Origin of the sequence: Paraglaciecola sp. MB-3u-78, assembly GCF_002835935.1 — a bacterium.
Lineage (GTDB): Bacteria > Pseudomonadota > Gammaproteobacteria > Enterobacterales > Alteromonadaceae > Paraglaciecola.
Window position 1 is genome coordinate 448251 of the sequence record NZ_PJCF01000003.1, and the last position, 23924, is coordinate 472174.

Here is a 23924-nt window from a genome sequence, read left to right on the forward strand (position 1 = left end):
TTGATGTGGTGTATAAAGCCAACAGGCCTTAGGTCAGCGATAAAAAATATCAAATAGCGCCAGACTAAACACAACTAAATCAGAAGTAACATGGACAAAATCAAAGATAAAATTAAAAAACTGATAGCTTTGAGCGAGAGTGCAAATCCGCACGAAGCCAGCAGTGCGCTATCCAAAGCGATCACCTTGATGCAAAAATACCAGTTATCCCAAACTGATATTAACAAAACGGATTTGCTGACTGTCACGCAGGATCATTACCAACACAATATGTCCGGGCAGGACGGTGCGCTTATCAGTGGGATTGCAGCTACTCATGGGGTTTTCATGTTTAAAGTACCCGCCAATCGCGACACGGGGAAAAGGGCTCAGGTGATCTTAACTGGTTTAAAGGGCGACATTGAGAGTACGCAATATTTCATTGAAATTGTTGCCCGGCAAATTAATGCTCAAGTAAGCCACTGGAGACGGCTAAACAATGCAAGCGTTGCCAACGGAAATGACTATAAATGGGGGCTTGTGATGGGATTCGTGAAGCGTTTTAAAGAGGAGATGAAAGTGATATCAACTGAGGTTGGTAGCGGAATGGTTGCTGTTGACACTCGATTCTCAGAGGCTGAACAATTCGCCCGAGTTTCATTTAAGCTTCAGTCGGGAAAAACTTCCGCCCGATCCAACGATCACCGAGCAAATGGTACCCAAGACTCAGACAAGATAAGCAGTGCCCGAGGTGTCCATGGTGCTTTAAGTGCATTAAGATTGGAAAAATTTTAATGTAGTGTCCAGCAATGCTGGCGCGCGCAAGGCGTTTGGTAATAACGTTCCTGCTGTTTTGTTACCTGCTTTTAACTCGGCTTCTGCACGGGTGAAACTCGTTTGGTTCAATAAGTTATATTAGCTACTTTGCCAGCGAATTTAGCGACATAAATCGTTCTATATGCAGGTCTACTGTTCTCAATCAGCTCAATCAGCTCAATGGGCAGGTCTTGTGCAAACGTAATTGCATCCTTGGTTAAATGACTGTTTGTTTACTTGGCAGCAAAAGCGTCTTTAATAAAGCTGTATTCAGCAGAGCGGGTAAATTTATAAAACCGTGCAATTATAAAGGGTAAACCGATTGCAGATGTTGAAGCTAGAGTGATTGCCTCTTTAATTATTTGCAACAATATCAAGGCGATAGCCATAGTTTTATAGACTTGCTTCCAGATGGCATTAAAACTATCTAGAAACTTTTGTAATTGTGCTGGTTCGGCGGAGTCAGCAATAAACACTTTAAAGTCAAAATCTAGATCACGGTAAATGGCATATTCGGTTGTAGAGCCTTTAAATAATTTATGAGTAAAAACAAATAACCCATCGTTTAAAACCTTCACTGTTCGGTGATAAAAACTAATAACAGGTAGCGATAATTTTTTTATGGCGATAGCCAAAGATTCAATTTTTTCTGCAAACCATTCAACCCCTTTTTTTAGTTGTCGATAAGCCCAACGAAATGCTCTTTTAATGCCATCAAATAACCAAGCGCCCCATGTTTTTTCATTAATTTTTTTAGATAAGGCTCTAGCATTTTCTTCATTTTTCGATAAATCACGAATTGCCTCTACCACCAATTCCGATTGGGTTGCGTCTGACTCGCCAATTTCAAACTCAGCAAAATATTTTAAACATATCTTGATTAAATCTTGTGCACTCACTATTGGTTCAACGGGCAAGTTTTCACTAAAGCAAAGAAGTGTTGCTGCCTTAGACAGGGGATTGTCGCCCTTATAACTAATAGGGTTTTTGTTGGCACTTAAGCCAGGAGCAAGCCCCTCAAAACCATGTAGCCATAACTCAATTGCTAATACGCCTTTTAATAGATCATGCCTAAACTCAAAATCCGAGTGTAAAATTTTGTCATAGTTGGCATAGAGCAGAGGAGTCAATTTATCGAAATCGTAGAGGTAAGTTAATATTTCAAGTTCATCTACCGACTCGGGTACAGCATCTAGATAACGTAAAAATGTTTTCCAAGTCTGTAGCCCAGAAGCTCGGTTGACCTTATGTACCCGTAGGGTGTTATTACGATCTTTTACAATACCCAGTACTCTCAACCTTAACTCAATACTTTTATTGAGTGCTGGTCGGCGACCCTCAATCAGCCAATGAGCTAAGTGGGTCGGTTCGTCAAAGGTATAAAGCTGTTGCAGGGCCTCCCATGTTTGTAATCCAAGCCAGCCGTCATTACTAATATTGGCGTCACTCTGGAATTGACTTAAGGCCAACTTTAATTTTTTTTGGTTATTGGGGCGTCGCTGAATGGAACTGCGTGGGCCTCTAATTCGGCTAGGTTTTGCGGTAGATAGATAGCCAAGTTGATAAAAACGCTTCCAGACATGTTGATACAACTGTTTATCTTGGCGTAATGCCCGGAAGTTTGTTTGGCTGGTGGGAACAGAAATTATCTTTCCCGGTCGTTCAACTTTGCCCAAAATGGTTTCAAAACCGACCAGTTGATCAAATCCTGTTGGCATATCCGCAAGTTCGCTGATTTCCATTTTGCGATTACCCCTTCAATTATTACTCTTTTACTTAAGAAGTGAGCTTTCCCAGCGCTAGACCAATCACTTTAGATCTGAATTCAGAGCCATTTTTAACTGCGCTAGCATGGGTTTGAATAAGAGCTTCGGTAACGCCAGTTTCAGCAATGAAATTGGCCGAATCTCCATCAATTTTAATCTGAGTTGCCAAAGCTAGTTTCAATTTACCTTTTACTTCAGGCTCGTTACTACGCACAGTGGCCAGCATCGAATCCCATTTTAATTTATTATCTGCATCCACAACCACCTCTAATTCGCCAGTATAGGTTTCTACCGACAAAGTGGCTAAGTCTCCAACTGCTTCACTAATTGATGCTGCAATATTGTTCCATCCCTTACCTTCAGCCATGATTTGTCCTTGATTTTGTAGTGAGTGAAATATTATAGTTACTTTTTGTTGTACGAAAATCAAGCAGTAATGTTGTGGGTAAGTTAAAAAAATTATTCGACCGTTTATTAATTTCAGATAGCCGTTAATAGCGCAGAACATTTCTACTTAAACATCAGTTTAGAGTAACAAGGAAAAGGACATAGAGATGGAAACTAATATTAAACTGCAAGACACTCTCGATAATAAAGGACAGCAAACAACTCATTCACCCAATAATCCCAGTCCATCATCCCCAGAGCAGAACAGCAATAGCATTAAGTTACCAGGCCTTGAAATTGGCTTTCCAACCACTTGGTCAGGCTCTCTTTTTGGTCTCGGAATTGTCATTGCAATAGTGATTATTTTTTTATCATTTTCACCAGAATTTAGAGAGAACTTCGCTGCAAAGTATTTGGGGATTAAAATCGAGCAAGGAAATGATCAAACCGAAGCCTCATTTCAAGATTCATTAGCAGTAGTAAAGGTGGAAAATGAGAATTTGTTAGCCAAACTAGGTGAAAGTGAAAAAACTATTGCTGGCTTAATAACTAATTTAAATGATATTAAAACCAAACTGAGTAGCAATGGTAAAAAAGATGATAATTTAGTAATAGTTAATAACCTTGTAAGGCAGGTATCAGAGGCTCTTGATAAAAATAAAGAGGTACAAATCAAGCCCCAAACGGCAGAGCAAACAGCTAAAGAAATTGTCAAAGGATTAGTAAAACAGAAACCATACCAAGTGTTAGTCACATATTTTTTCAAAAAGAGAAGCTTTTGGACCGACAATTATTATTGGGTTTATTTCCACTAGTAGAAAAGGACATACTAGGTGAATATCCTAGTTTGTTTTCCGCTGAGAATTCAATGATGGATGCAATAAGTCGCTTGGTTGATTTAAAAGTACTTGCAAAAACACAAATGAAAAGAGGCACTATTGGTTATGGTGTTTACCAAAATAGTCCGACATTACAGATATTTAAAGACGAACTGGCTTTAGTCAAATAACCTTCTATAGGTAACATCAAAATGAATCGAGGTCACAATAAAGCTTAGGTAATACCTAAGCATGTGCTGCACCCAGAAGGTATTTTTGGTGCACCGACAATCAGCGGTTCTGATCTTGCAGAAACAACCCTATTGATTTCTGCTAGAAACTAAAGTTGTTCGATATACCTACATTTTGGAAAACCACTACAGCCCATAAATGCATTACCAAGGTTCGCTCCTTTTTTAGCGATTCGTTGCACCATAGGCGAAGCACACTTTGGGCATGTGGTGGTGTTTGTTAGTTTAACTATTGGTTTAATGATTGGTTTAACTGAAGTTTGCAGAGGCTTAGTGGTTTGCACGTCAGCAATCAATTTAAGTAATTGCTCACCGTTAATCAGCTCAATGGGCAGGTCTTGTGCAAACGTAATTGCATCCTTGGTATAAAGTGACCAGAACTGACCACATAAACACTCACAGCGTTTGACGCCTGCAAGACACCAAACATTTCACGCACAATCGACACACCCACTTTAGCGTTACGCCATTGTTTGCATTGCACAATGTGTAATTTACCGTCTTTGCGTAAAGTAAGGTCGATACCACCATCAGCACCACCCACCATGTTTTCTTGTACAGCAAACCCCTTACGGCGAAAAGCCTCACCCACCAACACCTCAAAATCACTCCAAGACGTTTCTCGAAGGGTGTCGATACTGCTTTGTTTCTTAATCAGTTGTTTGCGTTTTTGGTGGTTAAAAATTGATAAAATGGCAGGGAACAAGAATATACCACCAAACCACTCAGCCACGTTTTGCGCAGCAGTCGCAAACGATGATATGTATAGATTGCTAATTTCCAAATTAGGAACCACAAACTTAAGCGCCACATACACACAGATGCCCGCAAAAACACTTACCCACCAAGGTAAGTAACCTGAACTAGCGCTAAGCCATACCGTCCAGCACCGCTATTATTGCGCCTATCTTCGTTGAACTTGCTCGCAATAGCGGGCTATTCCTTCACAAGCTCGCCTAGATAAACACAATAATATCAGCACTGGATGCATTAAATCAGCGGCTTAATAAATAGTAAGATTCTAACCTATTGTTTTTATTGGAGTTACTTCAGAGGAAGCGGCACGTCTTAAGCCTAGTTCAGGTTAGAAAGAAAACTCTTCATGAAGTGAAGGGTTGTTACGACTCATGATCAATCCGTGATTTAAAAATAAGAGTTTAAATATACCCGCAAGTCAAAGTTGATCAATATGCCGTTTGATAACTGGTTATTAGATTTTATATTTTGGTGGGTTATGTAATTCGAGGGTATTTCTTTTATCTAAGAAGTTGTTACGATGGGTGTCGATATAATTATAATGTGGTTCGGAGTTCATCAGAGGCCTGAAATGATAAAACCATTTCAATAAAGAGCCTGAATATATGTCAGAACTAAGCCATTTTTAAGACTGCCTTCAACACAACAGACTAGCGGTAAGAGAATATTACAACGGTATTTGTGCTGAAAATCAGCACAAAGGGGCAAGTATTGCGTTGACTTCACGGGAGCGTCCATATCTGTCTACTTAGCTACTTGCAGGCTTCCATGACCACCACTGTCGGTGACTCATCTCATCAGCCTCGTTAAGAACAGCGATAATACTACCCGTATATTTGCCCAGAGCACCCAACAAGGTTAATACGCTTAATTGATGATTTCGCAGCTCAATACTTGGCTTATGCCTTCCCCTGCCAACGATCGACAGCTTAGGATACAAAGCCCATGACTCGGGGTTTTGGTGGTGTAATTACCTTACCAAGTAAAGAGTTTTCACCTTGGATATTCTACCGATTTATCTCGGCGCACTGGATGTCTCTTTAATTCAATTTAGTGAAAACAGTTAAGTTATAGGCGAGAAATGTCTGATCTTTGCTCCCTCATTGATATGAAAGAGATGTAAATATGGGAAATATGAGGTAACGTGTATTTTCACTTTATAATATATGATGTTTATCCTATTTATACTCCAAATACTCGGGGCATTCATCTCAGCCCACTGAGCATCCACGGAAAAAATTAATTTGTGATTTAAAGTGCGGCCAAAAATTGTAATCATATTGTCTAATCAAAATTGGAATTTTAATTTGCTCTTCTCTAAAATCACATTCACCCTACTGTTACTAACTCCCTTACTGCTAATTTCCAATTCATCTCATGCTAAATTGATAATTCGAGGCTCTTTGGCAAAAAGTGCCGGTGGTGGTGATCTCGAATTTCTATATTTGGTGCCTGGTAGCTCTCCACAAAGTTCTGTGGAGCCTCAAAAACTCAGGTTCATTGATTACATGGATGAATATATTACAGCTTTTCCTGTGCATGACCTGGGAAATGCAGCTAGCTTAGTTCCCCTTTTAAGTGAAATAGAATTTCAAATTCCGGGGGAAACGGGTACTCCCGACTTTGGCCAAAACGATTTGTGCAGTCCAGTATATTGTTTTTATGAATTCGCACTTGACGAAGCATTAATGCTGCAAGGTTTGATCTATCCCATTGATGAAAGTGAACACGTCATATCGAACTATGTATGGTCTATTTTAGATGCTAATGACAATGTGTTGTTTAATTTAAGCGCCACAAGAGATGACAATAATATTTTTAATGTACCTTTAAATACATCTCAACGTGACTTATTAGGTGTGGGTAGCTATAAAGTGTCTGTAACAGCCACACACAGTGCTGCTAACGATTCTCATTTTAAGGTGTTTGGTCTCGATGGGCAACCATTGACTTACCTTACCGACACAGAGAAGTACCAATTAAACACTGATGGAAATGTTTTCATTGAAACCTCATCGATATATAACCTTAAAGTGACAGAAGCTCAGCAAACTGTCGATGTTCCTGAGCCCAGATTATTGTTTTTATGGAGTGGTTTATTAATAGCCCTTATGTATATGGGTAAAAAGCGTCAAGCTGGACGCTTCTAAAGTGAAACGTCATCTTCAATTAACGTTCGAGCCTCGTTTAAATTACGGTTTATGTTGTCAAAAATTAATTTAATGCCCGGCTCGTCTTTTATGTGAGCAAATAACGGGTCAAATTGACTCCATCTTTCGCGCCAGCCTTTGCTATATGCAACCTCTAAAGCTTGCTTTGCTTCAGGCAAGTTACCATTGAACGCGGCAATCCTTGCTTCTAAATAATCATAGTCACTCTGTTGGTAGGCTGCTGCTCGAGCATTAACAAGTAATTGCTGGCATTGTTCGATTATTGATTGTGCCTTTTCAACCAAACCATTTTGTCTTTTAAGATAAGCGATTTCAATCGCCGGCATACACAAGGGCTCATTGTATAGCTCTTCCTTAGAAAATAATGTTGCAGCATTGCCCATTAACGACATAGCTTTGTCATGGTCACCATACAAGAAATGATACCAACCAGCCTCATATAGCACCCATCTCTCATTTGGGTATGCTTTCAATGAAAAGTCCATAGTCTCAAATACTTTGGTGTATCTGCCCTGTGCAACCAATAAATTGACCTGCCAGTCGTCACTGTTTATGTATTTTTTAGCTAAATCTACCGCGCCCACTTGTAGTAATATACTGATTAGAGACGTACGGTACTGCTCGCTATCCGGCGACTGTTGCAACGCTAGGCTCCAAGCATTTGCTGCACCAGGTAAATTTCCGGTTCGGGCGGCAACGTCTGCTAGTCCGCGATAACCTAAAGCAGAATTAGGATAAAACGTGGTAAGTTTTTCAAAGTAACTCCTTGCCTCTTCAAAATCACGTCGGCGATTGGCTTCATGCGCAACAGAGTAAAGTACCAGTGATGATGCAGGGTCTAATAGAAAAGCGTCTTGTAAACTATCCAAAGCATCGTTGTATCTTTGCATTTTTCTTAGCGCTAAATATTTCCATAAATATGTTTCTGCTGAACTAGGATTTAATGAGATAGATTTTTCATAAAAACTGAGTGCTAATTCATATTTACCATTCATCGCATAGCTTCGACCAAATAAAGCTTGAGCCTCGGACAAGTTGGGATTTCTGATGATAGCCTTTTGCAAGTTTTTATTTGCCAAAGTTGTCGCAACATCCAAATCAAGGGTGCCATAGCTTTCATCAACATCGGCGAGCAGTAACAGTGTTTTCGCCAAACCAATTTGAGCCGAAGCATATTCGGGATCAAGCCCTAAGGATTGCTCAAATAACTTACGTGCCTGTGTAATACTTTCAGTGGTTCTATAAGATAGTTCTTCTTGAGCTTGCAAATAGAGCAGCAGAGCATCGCTGCTGGCAGTTTTTGACACACTCGTTACTTGTCCCTCCTGGACATAGGTATCTTGTATTAAATTTACGATGGCGCGGCTTATTTCTTCTTCAACGACAAATATATCAACCAATTTTCGGGAAATGGTTTTGCTCCAAATAACGTTCCCATCCTTAGTATTCACCAGCTCAACACCTACTCTCAATTGGTCACCGTTGCTTCTAATCGTACCGGTAAGCAAAGTTGATACATTCAGCAATCTACCAATAACGACAGGATCATCATATAGCTCAGCAAGTCGGAATGAAGAAGAAGATGAAGAAACCTGTAAATTATTAAAGGTGCCTAGTAAGCTAATTAATTCTCTTGAGATACCATTTGCAAGATAAGCTTGGTCCCTATCTGTACTGCGATCAATAAAAGGCAAAATGCCTATCGTTCGGCTCTCAACTAATTGGTCAAGGTTGTCTTGTGTTTTAGAAAACGATGACATCGTGCTGTTATAAACAAGATAACTTGAAATTGCCACAACAGCCGAAACCAAAAACAAACCCAACCAATGCCTCATTAACAAAGGTTCTAATTCTTGATTATCGTTGTTTGGCGTTCGTTTTATTCCGTGGGCGGTAAATTCAAAAAACCAGGCAACATATGCGGCGATAGGAAAGCCCGCAATGACCAAGACAGAAACCAGTGTAATAAACGATTGTGGTATGGCTAAACCTGAAGAAAAAACTGATATTATCTGAACAACAATCCAGCCGAGAATCGTATAGGAGGATACTATTGCTATCACACCTCTACGTCTTATTTCACTCATTAATCGGGTAATCATATTGAAACTTTAAAATACATATTTACCTTAAGTTAATGCATTCAATCACATTACTCAAATCGAATTATAAACATCGCCATTCTTAGAACACTATCTCTGCAGAGAAGGGAGTGAAAGCCGGCGGTTTTTCGTCTATTACTCAACTGTTTACACGTAATTCAGAATTCAAAAGTGTCCGTCGTTAGAACCACACTAGCTGAGATTGACGTTCCAAGGTAGTAGTTTTTCTGGGTCGGTATTTCCGGCTGTTATTTGGTTCATTACATGCAACAAGTAATCATATGGCACGAGGCCATTGGCTTTAGCGGACTCAATAATAGAATAAAGCGTCGCACTCGCATTGGCACCGTTGGGAGTTTGACTGCACATAATAGTGGTTCCTTTAATTCCGCAAGGTAACCACTCATGTTTCAAACATATATAAAATCCCGATCGTTTCGACGTGCGGCAGCAAGATTACCGCAATCAGAGTTAGCTGAGTTTATTCAGTATTTTCTAGATCACGGATATGCTCACAAGACTATACACCGCTATTTGTGCGCCGTGATCCACTTTGCTGACTGGATGACAAAGCGAGGGATAAGTTGTAGCGATGCAACGGCTCGAGATAAACGTGAATTTGTTCGGCATCGTATGAGTGATCCCAGTTCTTCTGGTTTGTTCATGCACAACAAAAACACCTATGCAGTCTCACTTTCTCATTGGCTTCGGTATTTAGCTAATGATGTTAAGATATTATCAACGAATAATTGACTTGTTGAGGAATTTGACTGCTATCTACGTGAAGTTGCAGGGCTCGCTAGGTCGACTCGTATATATCATTTCCGCAATGCTCGTGAGTATTTAAACTGGCTTGCTTCGTCAGGCTCAACACCGATATACCTAAGCATCTTCAAAATGCAGGTTTGAATTGTTGAAAATTGTCATTAATGGTACTGCCAAGTGAATCAGAACAGAATTAACAGGACGAACAGAATTAACAGCAGAATTAACAGGACATCAGCCACGATAATTCTTTAATTTTAAACTTAACTGCTCTAACTAATTCCAATCTTTGGTGGCCCCGCCACTGCTTTTCCCGCCTTTAAAGTTTCAGCACAAAAAGGCTTATTTTAGGGGCAAATGACATGGGTGAAACTGGTTTTTTTAGAAGCACGGCTTCGCCCAGTTGAACAGCTCGACAAGCGACCGCCATGGACGGCGGAAGGTAGAACAATGTAGGAGCAATTGTCGAGAAGTCGAGATTGGGTGTGGATTATCATGGACGTATGATTGACTAGGTTAAAGCGTTCACATCAGGTAGGAACTATAGCGCGTCAACTATCTTGACCGGTCGTCTGTTAAGGTTCGATACTGAAATTTGGAGAGAATTCAGAGTCGGGTTATAAAGAGATAAAGCATGCGCTAACGCTTACCGCCATCCCGCGCGGCGTCCGCATTGCCTTTTTCACACCGCATCCCGCGCGGCACCAGCTTGCTGTACGACTTGCTTTTTGCCTACAGCAGCAAAAAGTAAGCAAAAATTGCCGCTCGAGGGCAATGCTCTTCATCCAATAACCCACTCTCTTTTGCAGTATTTCAGAGGCTTTTACTTTGAACATTGGCAACGTTTTCTGCATATTGTTATTGTTTATCAGATTGTGATCAAATAAGCTGCCGCGCGCGTTTTTAAACAATTCATTGCGTCTGATATTCGCCCATCATCAGTATTAAAAATAAGAATTTTATTATGAAACAGCTAGTCAATGTTTGCAGCCTTGTATTTATTACCCTATCACTCACATCTTGTGGTTTATTCCGTGGTTCAGAGTCAGCAATTAAACGTTTGACAGAACACAACATAAATACCTCTTCGGGCATCACTCAAGGGCAATCTTTTGCTGCCACTGAATCAGTAGTCAGTTGGTTTGATATTCCCTATGCCCAACCACCAGTGGGCTATTTACGATGGCGTGCTCCGCGTCCTTTAATTAATCCAAATAAGGTCATTGTCGAAAAAACAGCCACATCTTGTGTGCAAGAGGCTTCGAATTACACTGGTGTGGCAGGTGAAGGCATAGTGGGCACTGAAGACTGTTTGTATTTGGATATTCGCGCTCCTAAAGATTTTGCTGACAAAAGTTATCCAGTGATGTTTTGGATCCATGGCGGTGGCAATGTCAACGGTCATAAAGATTATTATAATTACACTAATTTGGTCGCTGCAAAAAATGTCATAGTGGTATCGATTAACTATCGTCTTGGCGCACTAGGTTGGTTTAGTCATCCGGCTATTCAAAATTTGCAAGAAGGGCTCGACAAAACCTCAAATTTTGGCAGTTTAGATATTATTGAGGCTTTAAAATGGGTGCAAAGCAATATTGCAGCCTTTGGCGGTAATCCCAATAATGTCACGATTTTTGGTGAATCTGCCGGTGGCCATAATGTATACACCCTACTGGCCTCTCCCTTATCCAAAGGACTATTCCATAAAGCGATTGCGCAGTCTGGTTACACCATCAGCAACAGTGTTGAAAATGCTTACGATTATCAGAATGAAAATACCTATGTGACCCAAGGTTCTTGGCACATTGTTGAAGATTTACTCGCCGCACAAAAGATGCCAAACCAAGCCCTTAATACACCTGAGCAACTTCACGCCATCCTTAAAAGTGCCAGCCCCGAAGCATTAATGCAGCTTTACATTAACAAACCCGGTGTCATCAACTATCAACCACTGACCACTAATGACGGCATTGTTATACCTAAAGAAGGTCTTGCTAGTGCATTGGGCAATCCGCTTTACGCAAAAAATGTGCCTGTCATTGCTGGGGCAAATAAAGACGAAGTCACGCTGTGGTTGGGTCTACACCGCTATTTTATGAACACCAGTTATGTGTTTACCAAGTTGTTGCCGCCTATTGTGTCCATCAAAGATCCGCAACTATTTAATTTTTGGGTGCGAGTGCGCTCACAAGCATGGAAAGCACGAGGTGTCGATGAACCTTTTGATGCGCTAGAACAAGCTGGTTATGATAATTTATTCGCCTATCGATTTGATTGGGATCATCAAGCGAGTTCATTTTTTGCTGACTTCCCTAACATCATTGGCGCTGCACATGGTACGGATATTTCTTTCGTTACGGGTGACTATAAGTTTGGGCCCATCTCTAGCTATATCTATCCTGAAGGGGATGCTCGTGAACAAATGAATCGCACTTTTATGAATATTTGGGGGGATTTTGCGACAAACGGCACACCGGATAAGTCTCTTGGTTTTGATTGGCAAACCTACAAAAGCGACCAAAAAGCCTATATACATTTGGATAAAGATGAACTACTAGCTTTAGATTTTGAGTCAGAGACCCTCACTAGTCTGTTGACTAAAATTGCTGAGAACAAGCATGCTGATACACTAGAAAAATGCATGATGGTTTGGGAAACGCTTGTTAATGTGGGTGACCGAGATATACCCCGCTACAAATCGTGGAACAATAATCAGTGTGCCAACTTTGACGCCCGCAAAGCTCAAGAAAGCATAGCTGCGGAGTTAATTGAAGAATTTGGTGATACCACGGTGATTTAATACCAATTTACAAAACGCTACGTAAAATGCAAGTTTGATTGGTTAGAAAACGTGGACATATTTTAATTTAGAGCACATACCCACATCTATTTTGTTCAAATGATAGTTTGAAAATAGTTTTTACACAGTCTGGGTACATACTTCCCATACGACTTTGAACAACCAACGACAGCTTTTTGCAGTTAACATGTCATATGATTTGGTGATCATCAATGTCGATCAAGCCTAAGTAACCATCTTTTTGCATAACACTACCATTTCTTGTGATAAATGTATTTATGCTAGCAATTCTTTACATACCGAAATTAGCGGTAATGCTTGTAAAAGAAAAAAGGGGCAGTTTATCACCTTTCAAATCAGCATAATCAACACCTGTTGAATAGGTCAGGAATGTTGTTTATTCTATTTACTCTCACTTCCACTTCTAGAGTTGCAACTTTCTGATTTCTATATTTAAATCAGGTGAAAATTATGTTTAGTAACTCAGGTGAAAATCATGTTTAGATTCGGTTTCGTTTTGTTCATTTCTGCGCTTTTGGCAGGCTGTGGTGGCGCTGCTAATGACGGTGGTGACAGCGGTTTACTATCCGAACCCACTCGTCAACTATTGTTAGTCAAGCCAACTTATAATGGAAGCGTTGAGATCGCCAAAATACCGAGCAGTGAAGCCTCTAAACTTATCTATGAGCTTTTTTATAATCTCGATCTGCTTAATACCTTTAGTTTTTTTGGCGAGTATAATTCCTTTCTGATCTTTGACGATAATTACCAAGCTAGTCGAGCAGTTACTGATGATGACTGTTCCGCGGGTTCACTTACCACTCAGGAATTTCCGAGTGAGAAAATCATAGAAGCGACGTATAATAATTGTGTCATAGATGGCTTATTGATCAACGGTACCTTAGCGCTAAAAGTTGTCGGTGCAATTACAGAAACAATGCCTGAATTAAACGTTGTCCCTGAACTCGAATTTACCCTTGTCGGCTCCGATGAAACACTATCCATATCAGGTTATATTCAAGTACGGGCTGGTTCTAATAATGAAGAGGCGCAAGCCACTTATCAAATAGTATTCAGTAATTCTGATGGTGAACAGATTTACTTCGACGATTTTACTGTGTCTAGTAGCTTCTGGGCGGATGACTATGGCCTTAGCTACAACGGCAATGTCTATTATTCCGAATTGGGTAAGCTCAGTTTCGCCACCGTGACTCGTAAATCCGATGCAGACTATGGTCTGGTGCTTGAAGTAATCGCTAATCAAACCATCTATGTTGATGTTTTACTTCAAGATTTCATGACCATTATGTTCGATAATCTGACCTTACCCGTTAACGCAAGTCTTGCCAGCCTACCAGAGTCGCTTTATGCGGATATCAATCAGGCACCGATTGCACAAATAACCAGTGACCGATCGAACACTGAGCGTCAAAAAGCGATGGTGCTTTCTGCACTATCATCGAATGATCCAAACTATGATGTATTAAATTTTGAATGGCAGCTAGCGAGCGGCCCTACTGGCGCGAACTTTCAGTTATCGCAAAGCCCACAAACTGAATTTATAAGCGATCTCCCTGGTACTTATGTGCTGCAATTGCAAGTAAGTGATAGTAAAGGTGGACTCGATACCGCGCTGTTTGAAGTTTATGTCGAACAGTCGATACCAATCGCCGAATTGAACAAAATCACAAACATTGTAGAAGTAAATCAAACATATCAGGCACAACTCAATGTACTTAACGACCAATATGATGGCCCAATCCAGATTTTGTTAGCTTACGGGCCTGAAAACATGACGATCAGCGCCGATGGAGAAATAAACTGGTATATCAGTGTGCCTGACTTCGGTAAATCGCTTGATGTCAATTTTGGTGTTTATTTGAGTAATACTGATAAACAGGTCGTCATTCCATATTCCGTGCAAGTCAATAGTGCGGCGAACAGTTTAGTGAGCAGTTACAGCAGCAACCTAGTTGAAGTGCTTAATCTGTTTAGCCCTTTAGCTAGCAAAATACAGACTCAATATATATCGCCTGACAAGCAAGGCTTAGCCTTATATATCGGTGAAAGCATAGCGCCGGACTATGCAAAACATATCCTTCAATTCTATCTCGACGACACTAACGTGGTGCGAGCAGAGTGGCTTAATTTACTCATCAATGACCAAGGGAGCTTAGAACTCAAACACGATATCAATGGGGATGGCAGTATTGATTATCTGTATAAACGTCTTGCGCAACAGGAAAGTGAGCGTCGTTGGGAAATTTGGTTGGTCGACGGTGATAGCCAGCAAAGCACTTTAGTAATGTCGTTCGATGATTACAATGCCCCTGACCGAATGCAGGTAGTGAAGTATGGTATTGATAATCGTGATGTCTTAGTACTATATCGAGATTCGACACTAAGACAACCAGATATCTATGATCTACCGAGTTTCGAGTTGTTGTATGACCCCCAATCGTTTGAAGAAACCCAAGGTTTCTGCGATTTTAATCAGGACGGTGAACTAGACATGGTGAATGGAACAGGCATCATTAGTCTACTTGATGATACAAACATTGTTGATTTTATCGATAATTACAGAAACGCCTATGTCATCCAAGGTGTAGAGCATTGCTTTGTCATTGGATCAAATTTTGGCTCTGAAACGTTGTACAAATGGCAAAATAGTCAAGTTGTTCAGCAAAATATTAACCTTGGTAGTACGGTACTAATTGGCAATTTTGATGGTCTTGGCGGTCAAGAATTGATCAGTGCGGCACCAAATGTCGATAGCGACTTCCGTCCGCAATGGCAACTGCACACATTTGATAGTAATGGCAATCCATCGAGTACGATCTTGACTCAGGCAGACAATGTGCTTGTGGATATTTGGAATCGATCCAGTGCTCTAGGTGGTGTGCTCGGAGTAGTGGACTTAGATGGCGACGGTCGAGATGAAATCGTGGTATACGTTGATGAAGCAAATACATTTGGATTGCCAACTGGTGTGGCGGCAATAGCAGTAGTTAATGATGAATTACAGCAAGTTTATGCGGGTGTTACCGAACCGATACCCGCGGGTATCAATAAAATAGTGGACTTAAGCGAAGATGGTGAACTAATCACCTACAACAGCCGCAATGTAGCTATTTACAATGCCTCTGGCACGCAATTATTAAACGATGATGGGTTTAATTACCAGACCTTGCTCCACGCGGAGACTGCAGAAGGCAAAATTTCCTACTATACAACTGGCAACAACTCTATCGGTATAAATAAATACGATGGGAACGGAAATTTGATCTGGCAATCCGAATCTAAGCTATCCACTGTTCATGTCAACGACTTTAAAGTCGTGAATGATGTAGTCTATTTCAGTACCTATGGTGAAAGCCTATTTATCGACGCCAACAGCGGTGAAACACTGCAACAACGAAACATCGATGCTCAGATTAGTGTATTCCCGACCAGTGACCTGTTCTTCGATCACGGTCTGCAAAAATTACGTGAGGTCTCAGGTAATGGTCTTATCGTCAATTGGCTTAGTAATGATGCTGGTACATTTTGGGATGGCCGCACTATCGCTGTAGGGAAAATTGGCACTATTCAATATGACGATGATCCACAAGCAGAGTTTATTGTTGAATATGAGGAATCCAACATTAACAAAATTGGTGTCTTTGATGGACTCACCGGCTTACCAGAAATTATGCGCGCTTGGCATAGCGATGAAAGTCCGTGGTCTTGGTATTATTATGGTCGCAAGTTAAACCATTGTCCTAACGATGAACCACTATGCCGAAATCTGCTAATTGCAGAAAAAAATGTGATTTACAATAAAGACAAATTGACTGGTCATACGATTTGGCAGAGCCCTTATTTTGTCAGTGAAGTATATGATGCCAAAATTACCCGAACCGAAAATCATACTAAACTGGCTATCACCAGTGGTTTCGGTATTCATATTTTTGAGTAAGAAATAAGACTAATAAGGATTAACGAATCTATGCACATCACTGTGAATATGCTCAAACTTCTCGCTACGATGACACTGTCAGCATCGCTCATGGCCTGTGGGGGTGGTTCAGGCAAAAAGGAAGAACAAAAAATCGAACAATCAAGTCCATTGTCGATGACGATTACTGGACCCGCCACTGCCTATTCTTGGCAAAGTATAGTTTACAGCGTGCAAGCCAATAAAATTGGCGTAGAATATTTCTGCCAATGGACGCTAGACAGACAAACTTGGCATGGCACTGGCTCCGATTGCAGTTTCAGTCCCGATGGGTATGGTATCAGCGCAGATACTACTGTTATATTGGAAGTGACGGCATCGACCCAAACCGAGCAGATATCTCGAGAAGTTCAAATTGCTATTGAATATCAATATCGCCTGCAAAATAATCCAAGGGCAGTTGCCGAGCAAGTTTTGCTTGCGCAAAATCAGCTGCTTAACTTAGCCAACACTGGTTTTTATTTAAGCCAAGACCTAGATTTTCCTATCGATAATCGCAGTATGGCGTGTGATTCGCAGGGCAACCGAGTAATGACCCTTAATGATAATGATGGCAGTCAAACAATTTCTACTGGCGATGAACTAATTATTGTTTTTCAAGCCTGCATGTTGAGGACGATGGAAGGCGTTATAAGCGGCAACATGACGCTTTCCCTAAGCGACATTGATCCAGCGTCAACAATACGGGCAATAGCGATCGGATTTTCTAATCTTTCAGTAGCCTTTACTGACTTCAATAGCGCTGACTATCTGATAAGTGGCAATCTAGCGGTGATGCGACAGTCGAGCGACAACCAGACTCAGATAACCACAACCAGTGAAAAACTGATGTTGAGCATCGGCGAAACAACCTTTGCCCCCGCTGACGCCACACTGACATTAAGCGCCATATCCTTAGTTAAAATAGAAGACTATGCTAATGCACTTATAGAAATTAGTTCAAATGCAAATTTTGAATACCAAGCCAGTACCGGCGATGCCAACTATAACATCCGCACCACAACACCCTTGCAAAATTATTTTGGTGCCTACCCAACTTCAGGTCGAATTGAAATTACGAATAGCGACAATCTCGAAGATCAACTTTACCTAGACAGTTTGAGTGATCACAACGTTAATTGGGGATTCTATTTTGAAGTGCTTGATTCAAGCGCAAACAGCATAAGTATAAATTCGCAGCAAGATGGTGGTTTAGCGGTCTACCGATTATCGGCTTTACCTAAAATGGTGGTGCGCCCATATAATGCAGAAGAATTAAGTGTGTTAGGTATTCTGTTGAACAAACCCAAGTTGGAAGTGAACGATGCTTTTACCGTTGTGTTATCGCGTCCGATTGCTTCCGTGTTGTCTCCCGTATCCTTGAGGGAGAATGTGGTCTTCGCTCATCAAGCTGAAGCCTCCGTTACGGTCAATGGCACCCAACTCATTATTACACCTTTGCAACCCTTGTTACCTGGTGCAGAATATCAGGTTAGTATACAAGACCTCACTACCAATGACGGCTTAGTGACAAGCTACTTAGATACTTATATACAAGTATCAAACAGTATCATTCCAATGATCACCCTATCGCAGGGTTACTTTACCCAGTTCAGTACACCCTTATTATCTGCACAGCAAAGTCAACTCAATGATGGTCGAGATTTTAGCTATATTTGGCAAGTTGTTGAGTCCGTCGATGTTAACGTCGATCAAGCAGATCAACTTGTAACCGGGATTACAGTCGGTGCCAATGTGCAACAAGACATCACAGTGCAACTCAATATGAGTAACGAACTTGGGGACTCTGCGTTAGTCCAAAAACCACTCAGGTTTTTAGATACCAGTGGCGACTATATGCTAATTATTGGTTCAAATGAGAGCTACATCGCCGAAGCTGAAACTTGGCCTTTAAATGAAAAAGATGGGGCATTTATCGTGAGCACCAGTCCTTATGAGGGTGAGCCACAAGGGCGCTCATTTATTTCGGTTGCATTCGATATGGATAGCTATTGGAAGCTACAAGTCGCGGCCCCAAAAGGACAAGAACTAACGGTTGGCGAATATACAGGCGCAACCCGCTACACATTCCAAGCTGATAACGTTCCAGGCCTTGCCTTTGGAGGTCAAGGCCGCGGCTGTAATGAGAGCTTCAGCGACTTTACTATCTATGAACTCAGCTATGATGACGCTGACAATATAGTTAGCCTAGCAATAGATTTCGATCTGGCCTGCGAGCAAGAAACTCGTGATCGATTACGTGGTGTCGTGAGGATCAATTCAACTTATCCGCTGACCGAGTAATCAAATTAGCGCACGAGCGCCATTATCGTTCCAACGCAACTCTCTCTGCGTCCCAGAAATGGGACGTGAAACATGGAACGGATAATACGCAAACTAAGTAAAAATATAAAATCAATTACATGGACATCGTAAGAGGGCAATTAAATCGACTTTGCAGATATCAACTTTGGTGGCTCCGCGGCTGTTTCCGCCTTTAACGTTTCAGATGGTCTTTAGTTAAAGTTGGATGCCGAGCGAAAATTACGATGGGTGTCATGTTAATTAGTCATGTTAATTAGGGTCCCAGTGGTTTGTATTTGTTTCCCGACCAAACCTCTAACCTAAGTAATATACCCGGTGACATTAATTGAGCAAACCCTCAGCTGATAAGACCATCGTTGCGGCGGCTTTGCTCAATAAAATCGCTATATCACCAGCGTTTTAAAATGATTTTTTATAGACTTTTATTTTAAACATGGTGCACATTTAATTGAAAGAGGGTTGAGTAGGTATGAATAAATTGATTCTTGGCCTAATTGGAATACTAGGCATTTTAATGCTTATGGTTGTGTTCATCTCCGCGCCTATTTCGCCAGTGGCTTATTCACCGCTTGCCCCCCCTGAACTTTCCGGTGTATTGAAAGCTAACAAGCTATTACACAAGTCTGAACTTTTAGCCGTAGGTGAAATCGATGGACCAGAAGAGGTGGCGGTGGACAGCCAAGGTCGAGTCTATGGAGGCACACAAGACGGGAAGATTATGATCCTCACGTCAGATGGCAAGCTGGATGTTTTTGCTGAAACCTATGGTCGCCCTTTGGGTATGCAATTTGATAAAAATGAGAACTTGATCGTCTGCGATGCAGATAAAGGGCTGCTGTCGATTAATCCTCAAGGAAAGATAACTGTTTTGGCTACGTCGGCAAATAACCTTCCCTTTAAGTTAACCGATGCGTTAGATATTTCCAGCGATGGGATCATTTATTTTACGGATGCGAGCTTTAAATATGGGCAAAGCGAATACCTTTATGATCTTTTAGAATCAAAAGCCCATGGCAGACTCCTAAGTTACAACCCCGATAATGGCCAGATTAAAGTGTTATTGAGCGATCTTTATTTCGCAAACGGGGTCGCTTTATCTCAACAAGAAGACTTCCTCTTAGTGAATGAGACTTACCGCTACAGGATCGTCAGATATTGGCTGCAGGGACCCAAAGCAGGCACACAAGATATCTTTATTGATAATCTGCCAGGATTCCCGGATAACATTTCCAGTAATGGTAAAGGCACATTTTGGCTGGCTTTGTTTACGGTTCGTAATGACGTTTTGGATACACTCCATGCTTTTCCTTTTCTAAAGGCGCAAATGTCGAAACTGCCCAAGGCTTTATGGCCAAAACCAGAGCCTTACGGCTTAGTTCTGGCTTTGAATGAACAAGGGCAAATCACCCAAAGTCTCCATGATCCTAGTGGTGAACACCTAAAGGAAATCACTTCGGCTCGGGAGTATGGCGGTTATTTGTATTTAGGTAGTTTACATAATGATCGGATTGGGAAGTATAAATTACCGTAATTAGAGATCTAGTCAGTCCTTGGCTTTAGACCATTGTTTGGGGTCAAGTAAATGGAAATTCAATTTGCAATATATGCTAGTAATCGGGGGGTAATGGTCGCGCCCTTAATTGGACGGGGATGGGTAGGCACGGTGCTGCTAATTTACCTTATGTGCTGCGCTTACCTACATCTATGAGGTTTTTCAAACGACATCCTTGTTGTTCAACCTACTTTTTTATACTAATGAAAAGGGCACACCTGTTAAATTACCTAGTTATAAAACGCAACAGCCGTATCAAGATCCGCTCGGTCAGTCCGGGTTTTGTTGGCAGCAGCAGAGTCGTCTGCATACCCAAATGACATACCAAACAATACTCCACGCTCTTCCGGCAATTGTAATATTTCTCTGACGGGATCAGGAAATTGCCCCAATGCACCTTGCATACAGTTGGCAAGGCCATGCTCATTTAAGAGCAAGGCTAAGGATTGCGCATAAATCCCTAAATCTACTGCACCCATGATATCTAAGTATTTGTCCATGGTGAAAAACACTGCATGAGGCGCATCAAAAAACTGCCAATTACGTATCATTGCCATTTGTCTGGCTTTTTTGTCTTCTCTAGGAATACCAAGGCAAGAATAAAGTGCATTCGCAGAGCCAAACTGTCGTTCACGGTGCACACCTTGATACTTGGGAAGCCAATTAAAATCTGGGTTTGGAGCCGCTCCAGACATCAAGGTTTCCATAAATTTTGCTTTTAGTTTGTCTTTGGTGCTGCCTGATACAACACATGTTTGCCAAGGCTGAACATTACAGTTAGAGGCTGCTAATTGTGCCTGACTAAAAATGCTTTCCAGCGTTTCTGTGGCTACTGGTTTGTCTAAATATGCTCGGGTTGAACTACGTTCTTCAAGAATTTGCGCGATGGACATGTTGCTTCCTATGTTTAATGTAAGACTTAAATACAACAGTACAATAACAGCAGCTGTTGCCGTTAAGATAAAATTTAGTGATGAGTAACTATTAAAACCAATAAAAAAGAAATCCATTAAAAGGTCGCGCACATTCATACCTTTATCGTCACTTTTCGAATAAATCGGAGTGGGTAGCTGAGGTGTTTCGTTATGCCACCGAGCGTGAGGTGGCGGCCGTTACTCAAGCATGTGATGAGCAGGATATAGAACAAGGTAAAACCGCAGCTGATAAGTTAACTGCTGCGGTCGAGACGTTTGCCCAGCGTGCGTTATTGGGCAGAACGTTGGCGTATAGCCTGATTGCCGAACCAGTGGATCCTTCTTTAAATAGAAATGACGATAACGACGATTTTATTCACAGTTTCATTCTCACGACCGTTTTGCTCAAATAAACTCATGTTTTTTATGTGTGGGTTAAATGATTATCATCAATGGCTGATATTTGCTATAGATGGTATTCTTTCTTTAGTAATATCAATGATCTATCTCGATGAAATTAGGAATACATTATGCCACCCAGAGATAAAAAACAAAACCTTTATCAATTGCATTTGCTTGGTAATGTATTGTACGTAGAGATGAATAATGTGTGGTCAAAAGGTACTGTCAAAAAAGTACTAGCAGAGACTCAAGAACTGGTTGATGGCATTAAACATCAACCATGGGCTGCAGTCGTCGATATTCGAAATTGGATCATGCCTACCTTTGAAGCTTTTGAAGGCTTTCAACTTATTTATGATTGGTGCGCAGCCAACAACCAAACCCACGAAGTCACTTTGTGCCGCTTTGAGATGCAAACAAGATTCATTGGAGATGTATCTAATTACGATGAAGAGCATCAGTTTTATACTCAAAGCACCGAAGATGTGGAGCAATGGCTAGTCAATAAAGGTTTTACTTTTTCGTTGAAAGAATGGCAGCAAACTGTTCAATAAATATTCTTATCAGTTCAATAGACAATCACCTGGTTTTTACGTATTTCTGCTGAAATGAAATCATTGTTATGCATTTTATTGCGATGAGGGTTTTGGCAAATTTAATGTTTAGCTCCATAGTATTTAAAGGGTGTTTTACGTATTCACAAATGGCAAAATAGTAGGCTGTTGTTTTCATTGTTTTTATAAAAAATTGAGTTGTATCATTTGAAATATTCACAGCGCGCGCAAGCCATTTCCCCCTTTTTTGCTATGGCTTTTGGTGAAAAAGCGGCTCAGTTAGAAGCCCAAGGTAAGCACGTTGTTAAATTGAACATAGGTGAGCCCGATTTTGGCGCGCCGCCTGACGTGTTACTTGCCATGCAACACCTTGCGGTCAATGCGCCTCTGCCATACACCTCGGCATTAGGATTACCCGAACTGCGTGCTGCAATTGCAGGCTTTTACAAAACAGCCCATCAAATCGAACTCGATCCACAACGTATTGTGGTGACCGCAGGGGCATCGGCAGCCTTAATGTTGCTGTCGGCCGCCTTCGTTGATGAGGGCGACAACGTGATCATGGCTGATCCTTCCTACCCCTGTAATAAACAATTTATAAAAAGTTTTGGTGGCAAGGTGCAATTAGTGCCGACCCAAGCAGATTCCCGCTTTCAATTGAATATGCCGTTACTTGAACAACACTGGCAATCTGGCACTCGAGGCTTAATGTTAGCCACTCCCTCAAACCCTACAGGCACAGCCATAGCGGCAGATGAACTCGCCGCAATGTGCCAATTTGCTCGTAGCAAAGGGGCATGGCGCATTGTTGATGAGATTTATCTTAACTTGCACCATAGCGAAGCCGAGTCTCAGCCAATGAGTGTCTTAGCTTATGATGATGAGGCTTTAGTGATTAACAGCTTTTCAAAATATTTTGGCATGACGGGGTGGCGCTTGGGTTGGTGTGTGGTGCCTGCGCGTGCTGTCGAGGTTATGGAAAGGTTGGCTCAAAATTATTATATTTGTCCATCGACTTTGGCGCAAAAAGCCGCTTTACAATGTTTTACTCCAAGCTCTATTGCCGTGTGCGAGTCACGACGCGCCACGCTTATTGCCAGAAAAAAATTGATTCTGACTGGATTACAAAAATGTGGGTTGGATGTTCCCGTGCATCCTGACGGTGCTTTTTATGTGTATATCGATGTCAGTAGCACGGGGTTATCTGCCATGACATTCTGTGAGCGAGTATTACAAGAAGTGCATGTTGCATTGACCCCTGGTAACGATTTTGGTGAGTATCAAGGCGACCAGTATGTGCGTTTGTCTTTTGCTTCTGCAGAGTCTGAACTCGAAGAGGGCTTGCATCGGCTAGCAATATTTATGAACCGTTTACAGAGCCCACTTCGCACTTAGTGTACATTTAGGCCTAGTGCTTACCTGTATCCATGGTGAAATGGATAGGGATGTATTGTGAATTTCACTTAAGCCATTTATTTTCTATACCACCGCTAGCTGAGTGCATGGAAAAGCCCAAATCTTCAGAAAAGGTGAGAGATTTCGTAAAATCTTTTACCGTTAAGTTAACTGAAAACTGCGCCCATTTCATGT

General features: G+C 41.3%; 19 protein-coding genes and 1 pseudogene. 12 read left to right on the plus strand and 8 right to left on the minus strand.

Annotated elements, in window-relative coordinates; genetic code table 11:
* Positions 1–90: 90 nt before the first annotated feature.
* A complete protein-coding gene (locus CXF95_RS05910) occupies positions 91–774 on the plus strand; it encodes a DUF2786 domain-containing protein (RefSeq protein WP_101197813.1) in 684 nt (227 codons plus the stop codon).
* Positions 775–1028: 254 nt separating this feature from the next.
* Here the strand turns inward: CXF95_RS05910 and CXF95_RS05915 are convergent, their stop codons facing one another.
* On the minus strand, positions 1029–2537 hold the full coding sequence (locus CXF95_RS05915) for a peptidoglycan-binding protein (RefSeq protein ID WP_101197814.1): 1509 nt from the start codon (positions 2535–2537) through the stop codon (positions 1029–1031).
* A gap of 34 nt (positions 2538–2571) precedes the next feature.
* A complete protein-coding gene (locus tag CXF95_RS05920) occupies positions 2572–2928 on the minus strand; it encodes a hypothetical protein (RefSeq protein ID WP_101197815.1) in 357 nt (118 codons plus the stop codon).
* Between the two features lie 187 nt (positions 2929–3115).
* On the opposite strand from CXF95_RS05920, the gene CXF95_RS05925 reads away from it, so the two are divergent.
* Positions 3116–3763, plus strand: a complete 648-nt coding sequence (locus CXF95_RS05925) for a hypothetical protein (protein ID WP_101197816.1) — start codon at positions 3116–3118, stop codon at positions 3761–3763.
* Entirely contained in the window at positions 3727–3957 is a 231-nt protein-coding gene (locus CXF95_RS29505) for a hypothetical protein (protein ID WP_157828084.1), read from the plus strand. The genes CXF95_RS05925 and CXF95_RS29505 overlap by 37 nt, the downstream gene beginning before the upstream one ends.
* A 149-nt stretch (positions 3958–4106) precedes the next feature.
* Here the strand turns inward: CXF95_RS29505 and CXF95_RS30405 are convergent, their stop codons facing one another.
* Together CXF95_RS30405 and CXF95_RS30410 are read right to left on the minus strand one after the other, a co-directional pair.
* On the minus strand, positions 4107–4202 hold the full coding sequence (locus tag CXF95_RS30405; RefSeq protein WP_232787670.1) for a topoisomerase DNA-binding C4 zinc finger domain-containing protein: 96 nt from the start codon (positions 4200–4202) through the stop codon (positions 4107–4109).
* Positions 4203–4336: 134 nt separating this feature from the next.
* Positions 4337–4801 (minus strand): restriction endonuclease, encoded by a 465-nt coding sequence (locus CXF95_RS30410; protein WP_232787671.1) that lies wholly within the window; start codon positions 4799–4801, stop codon positions 4337–4339.
* Between the two features lie 1375 nt (positions 4802–6176).
* On the opposite strand from CXF95_RS30410, the gene CXF95_RS05935 reads away from it, so the two are divergent.
* Complete coding sequence (locus CXF95_RS05935; protein ID WP_232787672.1) at positions 6177–6923, plus strand: hypothetical protein; 747 nt, start codon at positions 6177–6179, stop codon at positions 6921–6923.
* Here the strand turns inward: CXF95_RS05935 and CXF95_RS05940 are convergent.
* Positions 6920–9046, minus strand: coding sequence for a tetratricopeptide repeat protein (locus tag CXF95_RS05940; RefSeq protein ID WP_101197818.1), 2127 nt, complete (start codon positions 9044–9046; stop codon positions 6920–6922). The two genes, CXF95_RS05935 and CXF95_RS05940, sit on opposite strands and share 4 nt — an antisense overlap.
* Positions 9047–9238: 192 nt before the next feature.
* A pseudogene (locus CXF95_RS30415) lies at positions 9239–9409 on the minus strand (transposase domain-containing protein); the annotation flags it as partial.
* A gap of 42 nt (positions 9410–9451) precedes the next feature.
* On the opposite strand from CXF95_RS30415, the gene CXF95_RS05950 reads away from it, so the two are divergent.
* The 5 genes from CXF95_RS05950 to CXF95_RS05970 all read left to right on the plus strand — a co-directional run bounded on the left by CXF95_RS05950 (position 9452) and on the right by CXF95_RS05970 (position 20443).
* Positions 9452–9799 (plus strand): site-specific integrase, encoded by a 348-nt coding sequence (locus CXF95_RS05950; protein WP_101197820.1) that lies wholly within the window; start codon positions 9452–9454, stop codon positions 9797–9799.
* Between the two features lie 976 nt (positions 9800–10775).
* On the plus strand, positions 10776–12611 hold the full coding sequence (locus CXF95_RS05955; protein WP_101197821.1) for a carboxylesterase family protein: 1836 nt from the start codon (positions 10776–10778) through the stop codon (positions 12609–12611).
* A gap of 496 nt (positions 12612–13107) precedes the next feature.
* The gene (locus tag CXF95_RS05960; RefSeq protein ID WP_101197822.1) at positions 13108–16569 is read left to right on the plus strand and encodes a hypothetical protein; all 3462 of its coding nucleotides are present in this window, start codon (positions 13108–13110) and stop codon (positions 16567–16569) included.
* Positions 16570–16599: 30 nt separating this feature from the next.
* The gene (locus CXF95_RS05965) at positions 16600–18891 is read left to right on the plus strand and encodes an Ig-like domain-containing protein (RefSeq protein ID WP_101197823.1); all 2292 of its coding nucleotides are present in this window, start codon (positions 16600–16602) and stop codon (positions 18889–18891) included.
* Positions 18892–19381: 490 nt separating this feature from the next.
* Positions 19382–20443 carry an SMP-30/gluconolactonase/LRE family protein gene (locus CXF95_RS05970; protein WP_101197824.1) on the plus strand — a complete coding sequence of 354 codons (1062 nt, stop codon included), beginning with the start codon at positions 19382–19384 and terminating at the stop codon, positions 20441–20443.
* A 251-nt stretch (positions 20444–20694) separates the two neighbouring features.
* Here CXF95_RS05970 and CXF95_RS05975 read toward each other — a convergent pair whose 3' ends face one another.
* On the minus strand, positions 20695–21357 hold the full coding sequence (locus CXF95_RS05975) for a nitroreductase (protein WP_101197972.1): 663 nt from the start codon (positions 21355–21357) through the stop codon (positions 20695–20697).
* A gap of 182 nt (positions 21358–21539) precedes the next feature.
* Between CXF95_RS05975 and CXF95_RS05980 the strand changes: the two genes are divergently transcribed.
* From CXF95_RS05980 to CXF95_RS05990, 3 genes are all read left to right on the plus strand, one after another.
* Positions 21540–21791, plus strand: coding sequence for a hypothetical protein (locus tag CXF95_RS05980; protein ID WP_101197825.1), 252 nt, complete (start codon positions 21540–21542; stop codon positions 21789–21791).
* A gap of 117 nt (positions 21792–21908) precedes the next feature.
* The gene (locus CXF95_RS05985; RefSeq protein WP_101197826.1) at positions 21909–22334 is read left to right on the plus strand and encodes a hypothetical protein; all 426 of its coding nucleotides are present in this window, start codon (positions 21909–21911) and stop codon (positions 22332–22334) included.
* A gap of 207 nt (positions 22335–22541) precedes the next feature.
* The gene (locus tag CXF95_RS05990; protein WP_101197973.1) at positions 22542–23729 is read left to right on the plus strand and encodes an aminotransferase class I/II-fold pyridoxal phosphate-dependent enzyme; all 1188 of its coding nucleotides are present in this window, start codon (positions 22542–22544) and stop codon (positions 23727–23729) included.
* A 64-nt stretch (positions 23730–23793) separates the two neighbouring features.
* On the opposite strand, the gene CXF95_RS31115 is transcribed toward CXF95_RS05990, so the two are convergent.
* Positions 23794–23922 carry a hypothetical protein gene (locus CXF95_RS31115; RefSeq protein WP_255418893.1) on the minus strand — a complete coding sequence of 43 codons (129 nt, stop codon included), beginning with the start codon at positions 23920–23922 and terminating at the stop codon, positions 23794–23796.
* Positions 23923–23924: the final 2 nt, after the last annotated feature.